This window comes from Pontixanthobacter aquaemixtae, assembly GCF_009827395.1.
GTDB classification, from domain to species: domain Bacteria; phylum Pseudomonadota; class Alphaproteobacteria; order Sphingomonadales; family Sphingomonadaceae; genus Pontixanthobacter; species Pontixanthobacter aquaemixtae.
Window position 1 is genome coordinate 1,413,549 of the sequence record NZ_WTYX01000001.1, and the last position, 13,635, is coordinate 1,427,183.

The window sequence follows — 13,635 nt, forward strand, 5'->3', positions numbered from 1 at the left end:
TGTTCTATCGCTGCTTAGAGACCGGCGATCAGCTGATCGGCCAACTTCCCGTCGGCAGAGGCATCATGCTTCTTGGCAATCAGATCTTGCGCGGCGGCGGTTGCGGCATTGGCAGCCCGCGCGCGGACATCGTCCACTGCATCGCGTTCGGCAGCGGCAATCTTGTCTTCCGCCATCTTCTTGCGGCGAGCGACCATTGCCTTGCTGTCTTCTTCTGCCTTCGCAACGATGGCATCGGCTTCCTTCTGGGCGCCTTCCATCATCGCCTCGGCGTCTTTTTCAGCGCCGGCAATCTTTGCCGCATATTCGTTGCGCAAAGCTTCCGCTTCGGCGCGGAGCTTCTTCGCTTCGTCCAGCTGTTCGCGGATTGCGGCAATCTTGTTGTCGAGCCCGCCGGTGATCATTCCGGGGACTTTCTTCCACAGCATGATTGCGATCGAAACCGCCATCGCGATGGATACGATCTGATAGGGCTCCAGACTCCACAGATGCGGCCCGATCGATTCGGGAATGTCCGTGGTGGTGAATACTTCGGGTGCGTTAGACATTGGTCATCGCCTTCTTCACCGCCGATTTGGCATTGGCCGCAGTCACTTTCACGCCCGCAAGCTGCTGGACGATGTCCTGCGCAGCCTCTGCAGCCACCGATTCAACTTCGGTCAATGCCGCGGTGCGTGCTTCGGCGATTTCGACTTCAGCCTTGGCCAGCTTGGTATCAAGCCGTTTCTGCGCTGCTGCCAGCTTCTTTTCGCTTTTGGCAGCGGCATCAGCCTTTGCCTTGGCGATTACGGCCTGTGCCTCCGCGCGATTTTCATTCTCGCGCTTGCGCCATGCTTCCTCTTCCTCGTCCGCCTGGGCACGCGCGGCTTCGGCAGCGGCCAGATCGCCTGCGATCTGATCGTCACGCTGGGCAACGGTTTCCATGACGCGCGGTACCATACCGCGGCCGACAACGAAGAAGACAAACCCAAAGGTCACCAGCAGCCAGAAAATCTGGCTGGAATAGGTTTCCATTATCTGAGCTATCTGAGGCATAGGATCAGGTCCCGGCTTTTAGCAGAGGAATACCAGATCGACCCGACCGAAGCCGGGCCGACCTTGGTGATATGTTAGGCGACGAAGATCAGGATCATCGCGACGACGAACGCCAGCAGGCCGAGAAGCTCAGCTGCGGCGAAGCCGATGAACAGGCGGCCTTGCTGACCGTCTGCGGCGCCTGGGTTGCGCAGTGCGCTCTCAAGGAACGAACCGAATACGTTACCAACACCGATTGCGGCCATGCCGGCACCGATAGCGGCGAGACCTGCACCGATGAGCTTTGCTGCTGCTGGATCCATTGTACTTACTCCTTAGAAATATCTGTAAATGTTAATCAGAAAAGGTGGTGAAAATGCGTCTTAGTGTAGGTGTTCGGCGTCGTTGATGTACAGCGACGTCAACAGCGCGAAAACATAGGCCTGGATGCCCGCGACCAGAATTTCCAGCGCGCTGATGCCGACCATCAGAATGAAGCTGGGGACCGCAACCAGTGCGGCAAATTCAACGCCGGCATTGGTGCCGTCGATCACGAAGCTCGACAGAACTTTGAGCAGAACGTGCCCCGCCATCATCGCCACGAACAAACGCAGCGCGAGGCTGAACGGACGCACAAGGAACGAGATCAGCTCGATCGGGAAAATGATCGGGATCATCGGCAGCGGTGTGCCATGCGGCACGAACAGGCTGAAAAACTTAATGCCGTGCTTCCAGAAACCGACAATCAGAACGATCGAGAAACTGATGATCGCAAGAACGCCGGTGACGGTGAAGTGGCTGGTGAATGTGAACGGGTGCAGGCCGATTATGCCGAGCGGCAGAAGCCCCAGAAGGTTGGCGAACAGGATGAACATGAACAGGCTGAAGATGTAAGGCACATATTTGCGCCCCGCCTTGCCGATATTCGCTTCCAGCATGTCGTCGATGAAACCGGTGAAGGTTTCGACCATCATTTGCCAACGGCCAGGCACAAGCTCTCGCTTCATCCCGCCCACTACAAATACAGTGAGCACGATTGTGGTGATTACCATCCACATCGCGCTGTTGGTGAAAGCGATATTGAAGCCCGCGAGTTCCCACGAATTCGAACCCATCAAGGGCTCGATGTGGAACTGGTGCATCGGATCGACTTTGCCTTCTTCGGCTGCCACGTCTGAACGTCCCTACGCGTTAAGAGCAGTCGCTGCGGTTACTCACCCTTGGGTGTGTCATCCGATTGCGTGCTCGCCATTCGAAAAATGTTCCTGAAAGCAACGATTATCCCGAGGAACAATCCCACCAACAGACCCCAGGGCGACGTACCGGCGAAATAGTCAATTGTGACGCCGATAATCACACCGCCGAGAATCCCGCCAAGAAGGTCCGCCAGAACCCGGTTTCCGCTGCGATAATTCGCATCGGTTCCCGAAACTTGCGACCGGTTGCGTTCACTTTCACGCTCTTTCGCAGCTTTAAGCCGCGCTTCGAGCGCATCAATGCGCGCATCCTCGGCGATGGGTTCCCGTGCGGGCTTCTCGTCGCTCATGTCGTTATCCTCAAATAGGGGGCCTAAAAAAGGGTTGCACGACACGGGCAAATAAGCTGCCCGCCGAGGGCGAGGCCCCCTTAGGCGGGGGGTGTTTTGAAGTCAACCGGCGCTATTGTGCACCTGCAACAATTTTGAATGTTTTTGCCCAGTTGCGTCTCAGGCAGCCGCGCAGCGGCTATCGCGCACCGGCGGCGCACTGGTGCGAGTCTGCCAAGAACCATCGGGTGCCTGATATTTCTCACCTGGAACGGTGGCGGCAATCGCCAGGCAGCCAGAGGTGAAAGCATATTCTTCGATGGTCGAACGCTTGGCCGAAGCCCGCTCGGTATAGACCGCGCGGCGCTTGATATTGATGTCTTTGACAATCCGTTCCAGCTCGGGCGTCGAGGCACCGACAATGCCGAGATAACCGTCCATCTTCTCGCCAACCTGCCCTGCCTTGCGTGCGGCATCATAGGCCGGCTCTCGCTGGGCCTGCGCGCTGCCGGCGAATCCGCCAAAGGCCATCGCTGCCGCCGCGAGTGCAAACATAGACTTATTCACAAATGACTGTGCCATAACGGCCTCCTTAACCGGACATCCCCAATCAGAAGATATCCGCATTCTCTTCAATCGTATTGCCCGCATCTTCTGCGAGCCGGTAAACCACTTCGGCAGTGATATTGATGTTGAGCTCGATCACGATCGGTTCGCTCGGTGCATTCACCGTGACACAACCCGAAAGCATCGCAGCCCCCAGCAACAATACCGGTACTGCCAATTTTCGCCTGACCCCGTACACTTGCCTTCCCCTTTGTTCTGCGGGTCTTGCAGCATGCGTGCTCAAGGTCAATTTCGAGATTGTCATAGCAATTCCTCGCTGTCTGAATTGTGAATATCGGATTCATCTTGCCGCACTCCCTCGGGCGGGGTGACCGGCAATTCCGGTTCTGGTGTTGGGGATGGAAGCTGCGAATCAGCGGGCACAAACCGCGTTCCGTCATCGGTAAACAGGCCCAGATCGCGCGGATCGGTGACCGTGGCGGGATCATACATCGACTTCATCAGGTCGACCAATTTGTAGAAAGGCGCGCGGATATTCACATTGAAACGGATCGGCAGGTCGGCGATTTGCCGGGTGATGAAGTTCTGTTTGGTGCCTTCACCCTGCCGCACGCCTTCGAAGGACAGCTTTGTCACGATATCGCCCGTCAAAGGCCCTTCAATATCGATGGTCATCGATGTGTAATCGAGGCTTTTCAGCGTGTTAAACGCGTAATTTGCGATTGGCGACAGGTCTTCATAGGTCAGTTCCCCGACATAAGAGACATTCCCGCCTGCCCTTGACCGGAGCGAGCCACCCTCGATCCGGCCAAAGCCCAATTCGTCAAAAACGATCGGCAGTTCCCCGTCAAAAACGCCGGTTGCCGCCAGGTTCCCCAGCTCCATATTCTCCACGAACAACGCCGAATCGAGTCCCTCGACAACCAGCACATAGCGCCGCTCTTCTGCCGCGCTGAGATTGAGATCGACCGGGCGCAGCGTCAGCGTACCGCCCATAAACGGCCATTTCCCGCCGGTAACACCCAGAAACTGCCCGCTGGTAAGGCTGAAACCGATTTCGCCGTCTCTCGCCTCGATACCCGGATTGACCGATTCGACCTTGATCCGCTGATTGGGCGCGGTGGTGAGGCTGAGCAAATCGGTAAACTCGACCGTGCCCGATGCGCCTTTTACCGGGCCAAAAGCCGCCGCAAGATCAAGCGAATCGGATGAAAAGGAGCCGAAGCTCGTGACATCCTGCGCATTCCAGTCGATCCGGCCCGACCCGCGGATGACCCCTCTCACATTGGCGGCAATACCCTTGATCAGCTCGGTCAGTTGATCGGGCTGAAGCGTATCGTCAAAAGTCAGCCCGTCGACGGTGAGATCGGCAAAACCCGTTCCTGTGCCGAGATTGTGCTGGATCGCCACTCCGCTGACGATCCGGTCGCTGGCCGGCGCGCGCAGATCGGCATTGGCAAGGATGACATTATCCTCGAGCGTCAACCTGCCGTCACGCGCAACAAGCGGTTCGAATCGCGGTGCGTCAGCGCGATCGACCAGCGTGAACTGCCCCTCCGCGATGGTGAGAACCCCGTTGGTATAGTCCCATTCGCCAGAGCTCTGCTGCAAATCCAGCGGGACCGCGAACAAGCCTATGTCTGCGCCGGAGAATGAACCGGCGATGCCATCATCGAGCCGCGCCAGCAGATCCGAAACGACAAAGCGGCTTGCCTCGCCTTCGGGGCCAAGCGAGATATCGAGCGCCTTTGCGCTGGCCACGCCGGGATAGGCAAAGCCGACCGGCCCACTCGAAATGCGCACAGGTGTCCCCGCCAAACTACCGGAAACATTCAGCGAAGGTGTTCCCGCGGCAATGCGAAAGCCGCGCGCATCCTGGCTGACAATTGCCTTTCCGCGCGCCGGGCATAGCGTCACATTGCGGCTTGATAGTTCGAGATTGGCAAAGGCCAGACTGTCAAAACCGATCTGCGTGCAACTGTTCCACAGCGATAGTCCGCGCGATGCGCTCCACGCGCCGCTCACCGGCAAGCGCAATCCGCGCGCCGCGCCGCCGGGCAATGGCCCGCTGGCCTCTACGCTGCCCGAAAATCCGACCGCGCCCGATGCGTTCTGGGTCAGCAGCATTTCGGGTATCTCCACGCGGCTGTCGCCAGAGGCGTAATCTTCCATTTTTAACCGGAACAGCGATTGTCCGTTTCCGCCCAGCTCCATCCGGCCAATCAGCGGCGGCAAATCGCGCCCGCCCATGCGGAAATTGCCCGATATGTTGGGCGTTCGCGCGCCGTTCTGAACATATTGCAGCCGTGACAATGCCAGCAGCGTTGCCCCTGAATTCCCTCTCACTTCGCCCTGCGAGACGAGCACGGTTACCGCGTCCCCGTTCATGCGTCCCGTCATCGAGGCGGCAAAGCTCGCGCCGCGCATTTCGCGCTGCAGGCCGCGGTCGAGTTTCTGCAATAGCGGCTGCAGCAAAGTTCCTTCGGCCGCCTTCGACAGGCCGGCTAGCTGCGTCGATGCAACACTGCTGAGCGCGAGGCCTTGCCCGTCGGCATCCAGTTGTAGATCGGCATTTTCAAAGCCATTGCGCATCCGCAATGAGCCCTCGATGCCAAGCGAAGCCAGAGCGAATTGCTCTGCAGCGAGGCTTTCCGCCGCCAAGGTAAACAGCCCATCGAGATTGCCGCTGTCATAGGTCAGCTTGACCGGCCCGGACACGCCGCTGCTACGCGCAAAACCGGTATCCGCCATTCCCGTTTCAAGAGAGCCGTCAAGCGCGATCGCGGTGAAATCGGGACTGATTTCAATCTTCGAAGCGAGGCCAAACTGGTCGAGCGCCACTCCCGTGTCTGAGCAGCGCAGCTTGGCCATGCGCAACGGACCATCGAACAGGATTTGCCCCGAACTGGTCTCGACCTCGCCATAGGCGCTCGCCCGCTCAAGGTTGCAGCCGGAAATTTGTGCCTCGGGCGCGATTGCCGCCAGAACGCCTTCGAACCCGTCATCCAGCCGCCCTTCCCCTTCGGCTTTCAAGCCTACGGGACCGAAATCGGTTTCAATGAGGCCGCGCCCGTCAACCAGCTTTATATCCCATTCGGGCAGGCCCGCGGGTTCGTCAGATTCGGCGAACAGGATCGGGTCAAGCGAGCCGAAGCTCAATTTTCCGTCGAGATATGAACCGTATAGCCGCGGCTTGGTCAGGGTGATCCGGCCGATTTCGGGTATGCCGAAACCATAGGCCAGGCTTATTTCCGCGCGCTCCACGGTCAAATCGGGATTGGCCGGATCGCCGACAACTATATTGGTCAGCACCTGACGATCCGGCGAGATATCTTCGACCGTATAGGTCGCGGGCAGATCGAGCTGCTCCAGCTGCTCGCCAATCAGATCGCGGGCCAGCTGTTCGCGGGTAATCCAGCCATAGACGACCAGCGAAAGCAGGATAATCAGCAGGCCGAGCAAAACGCGCTTCACCCAGCGCCGCTTCTTGCGCCGCGGGGTTGCCGCCGCGCCTTCCGTATCCGTATCAATGTCCGCTTGCGACGCCATTGCTTGCTACTTGCGCGCAAGCTGCGGCAAAGGCAATGAAACAAAGCAGTCATCGCAGGACCAATTGTGCCGCAAACGGGCGAAAACACAGCGAAACATGGTGGCGCAGGCCACCGCGCACGCTTGCGCAAGCGATTGCTGGAAGGCGGCGCAGAAGCTCTCGCCGATTACGAAGTTCTCGAATATTTGCTGTTCGCCGCGATCAAGCAAGGCGATACCAAACCGGTCGCCAAAGCATTGATCGATCATTTCGGCTCTCTATCGGCGGTGCTCAACGCCGAGCCGGAGGCCCTGCAGCGCGTGAAAGGCGTGGGTCAGACAAGCGCGGCGGCGCTCAAAAGCGTGGCACTTGCGGCGCGGCGCATGGCGCGCAGCGAAGTGGAGCAGAAACCCGTGCTCGGCAGCTGGCAGGCGCTGCTCGATTACCTCACCATCGACATGGCGCATCTGACTGTCGAGCGTGTTCGCGTGCTCTATCTCAATGCCAGAAACAGGCTGATCCTCGATCATCATGTTGGCGACGGTTCGGTTGACGAGGCCGCGATCCACCCGCGCGAAGTGATCCGCCGCGGTCTCGATATTGGTGCGACGGCGCTCATTCTGGTGCACAACCACCCCAGCGGCAGCCCCGAACCGAGCCGCGCGGACATTCAGATCACCGGCAGAATCGCCGAAGCAGGCCGTCTGCTGGGTATCACCGTCCATGACCATGTGATCATCGGCCGCGACGGCCACGTTTCGCTGCGCGCAAAGGGACTGATTTAGCCCTGCCCGGTCAAAGCTTCGGCACGATTCCGTAAAGCGCATACTGATCGGCCAATTCGGGCGATTGGCGCAGCGCCATTCTGACAAAATCGCGCCCATTCGCATCGCCTTGCTCGAGCAATACGATACCTTTGAGATAGCGCGTGGCGGCGAGATCGGGGCTGAGTTTCAACGCTTCCTCGATATCGGCCAGCGCGCTCGCATAATCGCCCATGCGATAATGCACCATCGCACGGCTATCGAGCACATTGGCGGCGTTGCTCGTGCGTTCTACTGCGCGGGTACAGACATTGATCGCATCATCGAGTGCGACCTTGTGCAATCCGCGATACCAGCAATCGGCATTGAGCACTTCGCTGCTATTGGCCTTTTCTTCGCGGCGCTGGGCAAGCACCGCAAGCCCGGCTTCGACATCACCGTTCAGCCCCAACACGATCGAACGCGCTGCTACCATTCCGTCCTGCTCATCCTCCGAAACGGGGAGCAATTCGAGCAGATCAAGCGCCTCTTGCGGGCGCCCTGCCCGCGCGATTATCTGCGCCTGGTAATAGGCCGTGTCATTCGATGGCGAGAGGTCATAGGCCGCCTGAATATCGGCTTCGGCCTTGTCCAGCTGACCGAGCATTTCGTAAAGATAGGCGCGCTGGAGGAACAGCGACGACGTCGGCTCCTCGTTGATAACCGTGTTGTAATCTTTCAGCGCATTTTCGTAATCATAGATCAGCCAAAAGAATGCTGCGCGCGCCTGAAGCGGGCCGAAATCGTCATCATCCGCGTCTGCGACTGCGACATTATACCCGGCGAGCGCTTCTTTGGTGCGCTTGGCCAGATCATCTTTGTCACGTTCCCACCGCCAGACCGAGCCTTCGGGTGCGCGCAAGGTCAGATCGGCTTTCGCAATCTTGAGCGCGGCGCGGCGTTGATCGGGCAAATCGGAAACCGGAATTTCGCCCAGATCGTTGATTTGCTCTTCTTCCACCCGAACAAGCGCACCATCGACAATCGTGCGGCGGACCACCCGCGTATTGGCATAGCTTTCATCGATCTGCTTGGTGCCGGTAAGTGCAAATCCCTTCCCGTCATTGGGCAATATCAGCCCGTAATTATTGTGGTTGCGTGAGGGACCAAAGGTCGCCACCGGAATCTCGCGCCATTTCGGGCGGGCACGGTTGGGCGCAAACCGGACATTGTTGGCGCTGGCGAGCGATACCTCGATATCGCCGTCGGCGAACTGGAACACCGGGTCGGCAACACCTTTGAGGATCACGGTCCCCACTGCGCGTTCGTTGTCATAGGTGATATCGACCGATGTGACCTGGCTGCGCCCCAGCGCGCCGCCCCCGAACCCGCGACCGAAACGCTTTTTCACTTCGGGATCGTTTTCATCGACGATGCTGCGCAATCGCGCGCCTGCGGTTCCCGACATTTCCATCCGCATGGTGAAAGTGGTGGGCAAATCAATGCCCGCCGAATGATCGATCGTGATATCGGTAATCCGGTCAGGATAGGCTTGCGACCGGTCGGAAAGCGGCGTGAGATCGGCACCGCCGGGTGTAAGCGGCAAGGCGTAATAAAACGTCGGGACGTCCGCCATATTGGCCAGCCGCGTGGCGGTGCTGGTTCCGTCGAGCCAGTAATCGACGCCGTCCACTGTCGCGCGCACGATCATATGATCGAAATTTGCCGGCATGGGGAGCAATTCGGGCAACGCATCGCCGCCCCTTGTCTGGACCAACACGACATCCGCATCGATGCCCATCTGGCGCAGGATCGCCAGCAGCAGAACCGACTTTGCCTTGCAATCGCCGTAGCGTTTTTGCCACGTATCGCTGGCGTCCTGCGGCAAGTAATTTCCGCCATCGAGGCCGTCCAACAGGTAGCTGACCTGATCCTGCACCAGCCGGACCGCCAATTCGGTCCGTTTGAGCGGATCGGCGGTTTTCGCCATGATCGCTTTGACTTCGCCTTCCAGATCACCGCCTGCGGGGATCACCGCAGCCTTGGTAAAATGCGGCTCCATAACACGTGACAGTTCCTGCCAGCTGGCAAAGCTGCCCACGCGCAAAATCGGATAGCGGCTGAAACGCGAAGGCGCGTCATGCGGCATGTCCTCGCGCTTGGCCAAAGGGAGATTGACGGTTAGATATTTGTATCCGCCGCGCAATTCGGGCTCGGCCAGTTTGGCTTCCTCTTCTGCGCGCCAGGTAATCTCTTCGTTTTCTGGCCAGCTCATAATGACCCGCGCAGTGCCGACCCGCCAAGGTTCGGAAGGCAGATATTGCAGCGCCTGCATCTCGTCACCCAGCGCCTGATCGGCAATGGTGGTGGTGCGGGCAACGCGCAGCACATCGCCCTCTTTCAAACCCGGCACGGCAACGGTCGCGGTCAGGCGGCCATCGAGCAAGCGCTGTTCCAGACCCCGTTCGCGCCGGATGATTTCAAACTTAACCCCGTCCGCGATCAGATCGATCACTTCGCCATCGCGCAGGATTTCCAGCTTGTGGATGAACAGATCGCCTTTGTCGGGCGCCCAATTGAACTGCAGCGTGCCTTCTCTTGTCAGCGCATCAAGATTGTCGATACGCACCGCGCGGTCGGCATATTCATGGACCGTGCCGTTCTCCAGCCGGTTCTGCCAGTCATAGAGCAATTCGGACGGGCCGGTTTCCAGCGTCGCCATGTCGATCTGGGCAGGCTGGACCCAGTCCGGTGTTGATTCGTAACGGACGTCTTCGCCTGCATAAGCTGGCGCCGAAATGGCTGCGATTGCTACGGCGCTGATGCCGGCAAATTTGTTCATTCATTACCCCTGTAAATAGGCCCCGCCCCGATGGATGCGATCAATCTACAGCTTGGCCGGTTCTATGCAACGCACAATTGGCGCGGATTGCGCGCCTTCGCCTCTTGCCATTGGAGAGTGCGCGCCCTAGCCGCCTCGGCTAACACGACACGCAACACAATCATCTCCGGAGCCCGTCCATGATCCCGCGCTATGCCCGCCCCGCAATGTCCGCCATCTGGGAGGCGGAATCCCGCTATCGCATCTGGTTCGAAATTGAAGCCCATGCGACCGAAAAGCTGGGCGAGCTGGGCGTGGTTCCCGAAAGCGCGGCAAAGGCGCTGTGGGATTGGTGGGCAACCAACCCGGAAATCGATGTTCCGGCAATCGATGCGATCGAAGCGGTGACCAAGCATGACGTGATCGCGTTCCTCACCTGGGTGGCAGAGCAAGTGGGTGACGAAGCGCGCTTCATGCATCAGGGCATGACCAGCTCTGACGTGCTCGACACCACATTGGCAGTGCAGCTTGCGCGCGCTTCGGATATTCTGCTGGAAGATCTCGATCTGCTTCTGGCGGCGATCAAGCGCCGCGCGGAAGAGCATAAATACACGCCGACCATCGGGCGCAGCCACGGCATCCATGCCGAACCGGTGACTTTCGGGCTCAAATTGGCGCAAGCCTATGCCGAATTTGACCGGTGCAAGACGCGCCTTCTGGCTGCGCGCGAAGAAATCGCGACCTGCGCCATTTCCGGTGCGGTCGGCACTTTCGCCAATATCGATCCCAGCGTCGAAGCGCATGTCGCCGAAAAGCTGGGCCTGGCGATCGAACCGATTTCCACCCAGGTCATCCCGCGCGATCGCCATGCGATGTTCTTCTCTACACTGGCGGTTATCGCCGGATCGATCGAACGCGTCGCGGTCGAAGTCCGCCATTTGCAGCGCACCGAAGTTCTTGAGGCGGAGGAGTATTTCTCCCCTGGTCAAAAAGGTAGCTCTGCGATGCCGCACAAGCGCAACCCGATCCTGACCGAAAATCTGACCGGCCAGGCACGGATGATCCGCGGCTATGCCCTGCCCGCGCTGGAGAATGTCGCGCTGTGGCACGAACGTGACATTTCGCATTCTTCGGTCGAACGTTTCATCGGCCCCGATGCCACGATCACGCTCGACTTTGCGCTGGGCCGCCTGACCGGGGTGATCGACAAGCTGCTGGTCTATCCGGAGCGGATGCAGAAAAATATGGACCGGATGGGCGGGCTTATCCACTCGCAGCGCGTTTTGCTGGCTCTCACCCAAGCCGGTGTCAGCCGCGAGGATGCCTATCGGCTGGTCCAGCGCAATGCGATGAAAGTGTGGGAATCGGACGGGGAAACGTCGCTGCTCGACCTGCTCAAGGCAGACGAAGAAGTGACCGCAGCCCTATCCGCCGAAGAGATCGAGGCCAAGTTCGACCTCGATTACCATTTCAAGGAAGTGGACACGATCTTCGCGCGCGTTTTTGGCTGACGGCGATTACGTCGCTTGAAGACTGCGAGTCGCGCCCTTCCCTTCACCGGTCAACGCGCGTAGCATCGCCAAAAATAACTGACGGAGTTTCGCAATGCAGATTGTCCGCACAATCTTTTGGGTCTTGCTGTTTGTAGGCCTGATGACCTTTTCAATCTTCAACTGGAACCCGGTCGAAGTGTCTATCTGGAGCGGGTTTGTGCTCGAAACGCGGGTTCCGGCACTGGTTATCGTCTCCTTTCTCCTCGGCATGATCCCGACATGGCTGCTGCATCGCGGCACCAAATGGCGGCTTGAACGGCGGATCAAACAGCTGGAAAACGCGACCCGCGCGGCTTCGGTGACCCAGCCGGTTTCGCCCCCGCCCGGTACCCAACCGGCAAATCCGGTCGATCCCGCCCGGCCAACGCCCGCACCAATTACCAACCCAGATACGGGAGCAAAACCGATACCATGAGCAACCCCGTCTATCTCGCGCTTGATCTTCCACAGCTCGACGCGGCCAAGGCATTGGCACAAAAGGTTAAAGCGCATGTCGGCGGATTGAAGCTAGGTTTGGAATTTTTCTGCGCACACGGATCGCACGGGGTGCACGAGATTGCGCAGGTCGGCCTGCCGATCTTTCTCGATCTGAAACTGCACGACATCCCCAATACGGTGGCCGGCGCGATGCAGGCGATTCATGTGCTCGAACCCGCAATCGTGACCGTCCATGCAAGCGGCGGCCGCGCCATGCTGGAAGATGCCAAGGCTGCGGCGGGGGAGCATACAAAAGTTGTCGCCGTCACGATGCTGACCAGCCTCGATGAACGCGATCTGCAACGCACCGGAATTGCGGGCACGCCGCACGACCACGTCATGCGCCTGACCGAACTGGCGCATGAATCAGGAATCGACGGGATCGTCTGTTCGGGGCAGGAAGTCGCCGCCGCACACAAGCAATGGAAAGACGGGTTCTTTGTGGTGCCCGGCCTGCGCCCCGCAGGCAGCGCTGCCGGAGACCAGAAACGTGTGGTCACACCGCGCAAAGCCCGCGATGACGGGGCGAGCGTGCTGGTCATCGGCCGCCCGATCAGCCGCGCCCCCGATCCGGTACAGGCCGCGCGCGATATCGAGGAAACGCTTTGATCACCCATTTGCGCGCCCTTGTGGCGGTGGCGCTCGCGCTTTCTCTGACCGATTGCACCTATCGCGAACTGCGCCCCTCTATTGCCGAGCAACAGGCCGATGTGCCCGAAGCCGTCAGCTATGGCCCGATCACGCTCCAGCAAATCGCGCCAACGGTGTGGCAGCACACATCCTATCTTGATCTGCCCGGCTTTGGTGCGGTTGCCTCAAACGGGCTCATCATTGTCGACGGCGATCGCTCGGTGCTGGTCGACACCGCTTGGACGGTGCAGCAAACCGAAGTGATCCTGCGATGGACAGAGCAAGAGCTCAAACGCCCGATCCGTGCGGCGGTAGTGACCCACGCGCATAGCGACAAGATGGGCGGGATCGACGCGCTTCACAGCGCCGGTGTCGCGACCTATGCACATCCGCTGAGCAACCGGCTTGCGCCCGCCAATGATCTGACGCCTGCGCTCAACGAGCTGAACTTTGATGCTGATGGCTGGGCCGCGCTGCCGGCTGACGGTTCCTTGGGGCCGCTGCGGGTTTATTATCCCGGACCGGGGCACACCGATGACAACATCACCGTCGCAATTTCGGGTACAGCAATTGCCTTTGGCGGATGCCTGATCAAGGCATCGGATGCGCGGTCGCTGGGCAATCTGGCCGATGCCGATGTCGGCCACTATACCAAAGCGGTTGAAAATTTCGCCGCGGCCTTTCCGCAGGCCAGCACCATCGCGATGAGCCATTCGAAACTGGATGACCGCGACGCGATCAAACGCACATTGCGGCTGGCCAAGGACCTCTAGAAC

14 protein-coding genes are annotated in these 13,635 nt (G+C 59.3%); 5 read left to right on the forward strand and 9 right to left on the reverse strand.

Annotated features, from left to right (window positions below):
- Nucleotides 1-14: 14 nt before the first annotated feature.
- The 8 genes from GRI41_RS06790 to GRI41_RS06825 form a co-directional block, all read right to left on the reverse strand.
- Entirely contained in the window at nucleotides 15-548 is a 534-nt protein-coding gene (locus GRI41_RS06790; RefSeq protein ID WP_160603971.1) for a F0F1 ATP synthase subunit B family protein, read from the reverse strand.
- The gene (locus tag GRI41_RS06795; RefSeq protein ID WP_160603972.1) at nucleotides 541-1,035 is read right to left on the reverse strand and encodes a F0F1 ATP synthase subunit B family protein; all 495 of its coding nucleotides are present in this window, start codon (nucleotides 1,033-1,035) and stop codon (nucleotides 541-543) included. Before GRI41_RS06795 ends, GRI41_RS06790 begins: the two co-directional genes overlap by 8 nt.
- 74 nt (nucleotides 1,036-1,109) lie before the next feature.
- Nucleotides 1,110-1,337, reverse strand: coding sequence for a F0F1 ATP synthase subunit C (locus GRI41_RS06800; protein ID WP_160603973.1), 228 nt, complete (start codon nucleotides 1,335-1,337; stop codon nucleotides 1,110-1,112).
- Between the two features lie 60 nt (nucleotides 1,338-1,397).
- Complete coding sequence (locus GRI41_RS06805) at nucleotides 1,398-2,156, reverse strand: F0F1 ATP synthase subunit A (protein ID WP_160604669.1); 759 nt, start codon at nucleotides 2,154-2,156, stop codon at nucleotides 1,398-1,400.
- Between the two features lie 68 nt (nucleotides 2,157-2,224).
- Nucleotides 2,225-2,560, reverse strand: coding sequence for an AtpZ/AtpI family protein (locus GRI41_RS06810; protein WP_160603974.1), 336 nt, complete (start codon nucleotides 2,558-2,560; stop codon nucleotides 2,225-2,227).
- Nucleotides 2,561-2,719: 159 nt separating this feature from the next.
- Complete coding sequence (locus GRI41_RS06815; protein ID WP_235901073.1) at nucleotides 2,720-3,121, reverse strand: YdbL family protein; 402 nt, start codon at nucleotides 3,119-3,121, stop codon at nucleotides 2,720-2,722.
- A gap of 28 nt (nucleotides 3,122-3,149) precedes the next feature.
- Nucleotides 3,150-3,323, reverse strand: a complete 174-nt coding sequence (locus GRI41_RS14290; RefSeq protein ID WP_407985525.1) for a YnbE family lipoprotein — start codon at nucleotides 3,321-3,323, stop codon at nucleotides 3,150-3,152.
- A gap of 83 nt (nucleotides 3,324-3,406) precedes the next feature.
- Nucleotides 3,407-6,655 carry an intermembrane phospholipid transport protein YdbH family protein gene (locus tag GRI41_RS06825; protein ID WP_160603975.1) on the reverse strand — a complete coding sequence of 1,083 codons (3,249 nt, stop codon included), beginning with the start codon at nucleotides 6,653-6,655 and terminating at the stop codon, nucleotides 3,407-3,409.
- A 66-nt stretch (nucleotides 6,656-6,721) separates the two neighbouring features.
- Between GRI41_RS06825 and radC the strand changes: the two genes are divergently transcribed.
- Nucleotides 6,722-7,420: a RadC family protein gene (gene radC, locus GRI41_RS06830; protein WP_160603976.1), complete on the forward strand. Its 699-nt coding sequence runs from the start codon at nucleotides 6,722-6,724 to the stop codon at nucleotides 7,418-7,420.
- A 10-nt stretch (nucleotides 7,421-7,430) separates the two neighbouring features.
- On the opposite strand, the gene GRI41_RS06835 is transcribed toward radC, so the two are convergent.
- Nucleotides 7,431-10,220 (reverse strand): DUF3857 domain-containing protein, encoded by a 2,790-nt coding sequence (locus GRI41_RS06835; RefSeq protein WP_160603977.1) that lies wholly within the window; start codon nucleotides 10,218-10,220, stop codon nucleotides 7,431-7,433.
- Between the two features lie 179 nt (nucleotides 10,221-10,399).
- Between GRI41_RS06835 and purB the strand changes: the two genes are divergently transcribed.
- The 4 genes from purB to bla all read left to right on the forward strand — a co-directional run bounded on the left by purB (nucleotide 10,400) and on the right by bla (nucleotide 13,632).
- A complete protein-coding gene (purB, locus tag GRI41_RS06840; RefSeq protein WP_160603978.1) occupies nucleotides 10,400-11,710 on the forward strand; it encodes an adenylosuccinate lyase in 1,311 nt (436 codons plus the stop codon).
- 94 nt (nucleotides 11,711-11,804) lie between these two features.
- Complete coding sequence (locus GRI41_RS06845) at nucleotides 11,805-12,167, forward strand: LapA family protein (protein ID WP_160603979.1); 363 nt, start codon at nucleotides 11,805-11,807, stop codon at nucleotides 12,165-12,167.
- A complete protein-coding gene (gene pyrF, locus GRI41_RS06850) occupies nucleotides 12,164-12,838 on the forward strand; it encodes an orotidine-5'-phosphate decarboxylase (RefSeq protein WP_160603980.1) in 675 nt (224 codons plus the stop codon). The genes GRI41_RS06845 and pyrF overlap by 4 nt, the downstream gene beginning before the upstream one ends.
- Nucleotides 12,835-13,632 carry a subclass B1 metallo-beta-lactamase gene (bla, locus tag GRI41_RS06855; RefSeq protein WP_160603981.1) on the forward strand — a complete coding sequence of 266 codons (798 nt, stop codon included), beginning with the start codon at nucleotides 12,835-12,837 and terminating at the stop codon, nucleotides 13,630-13,632. Before pyrF ends, bla begins: the two co-directional genes overlap by 4 nt.
- Nucleotides 13,633-13,635: the final 3 nt, after the last annotated feature.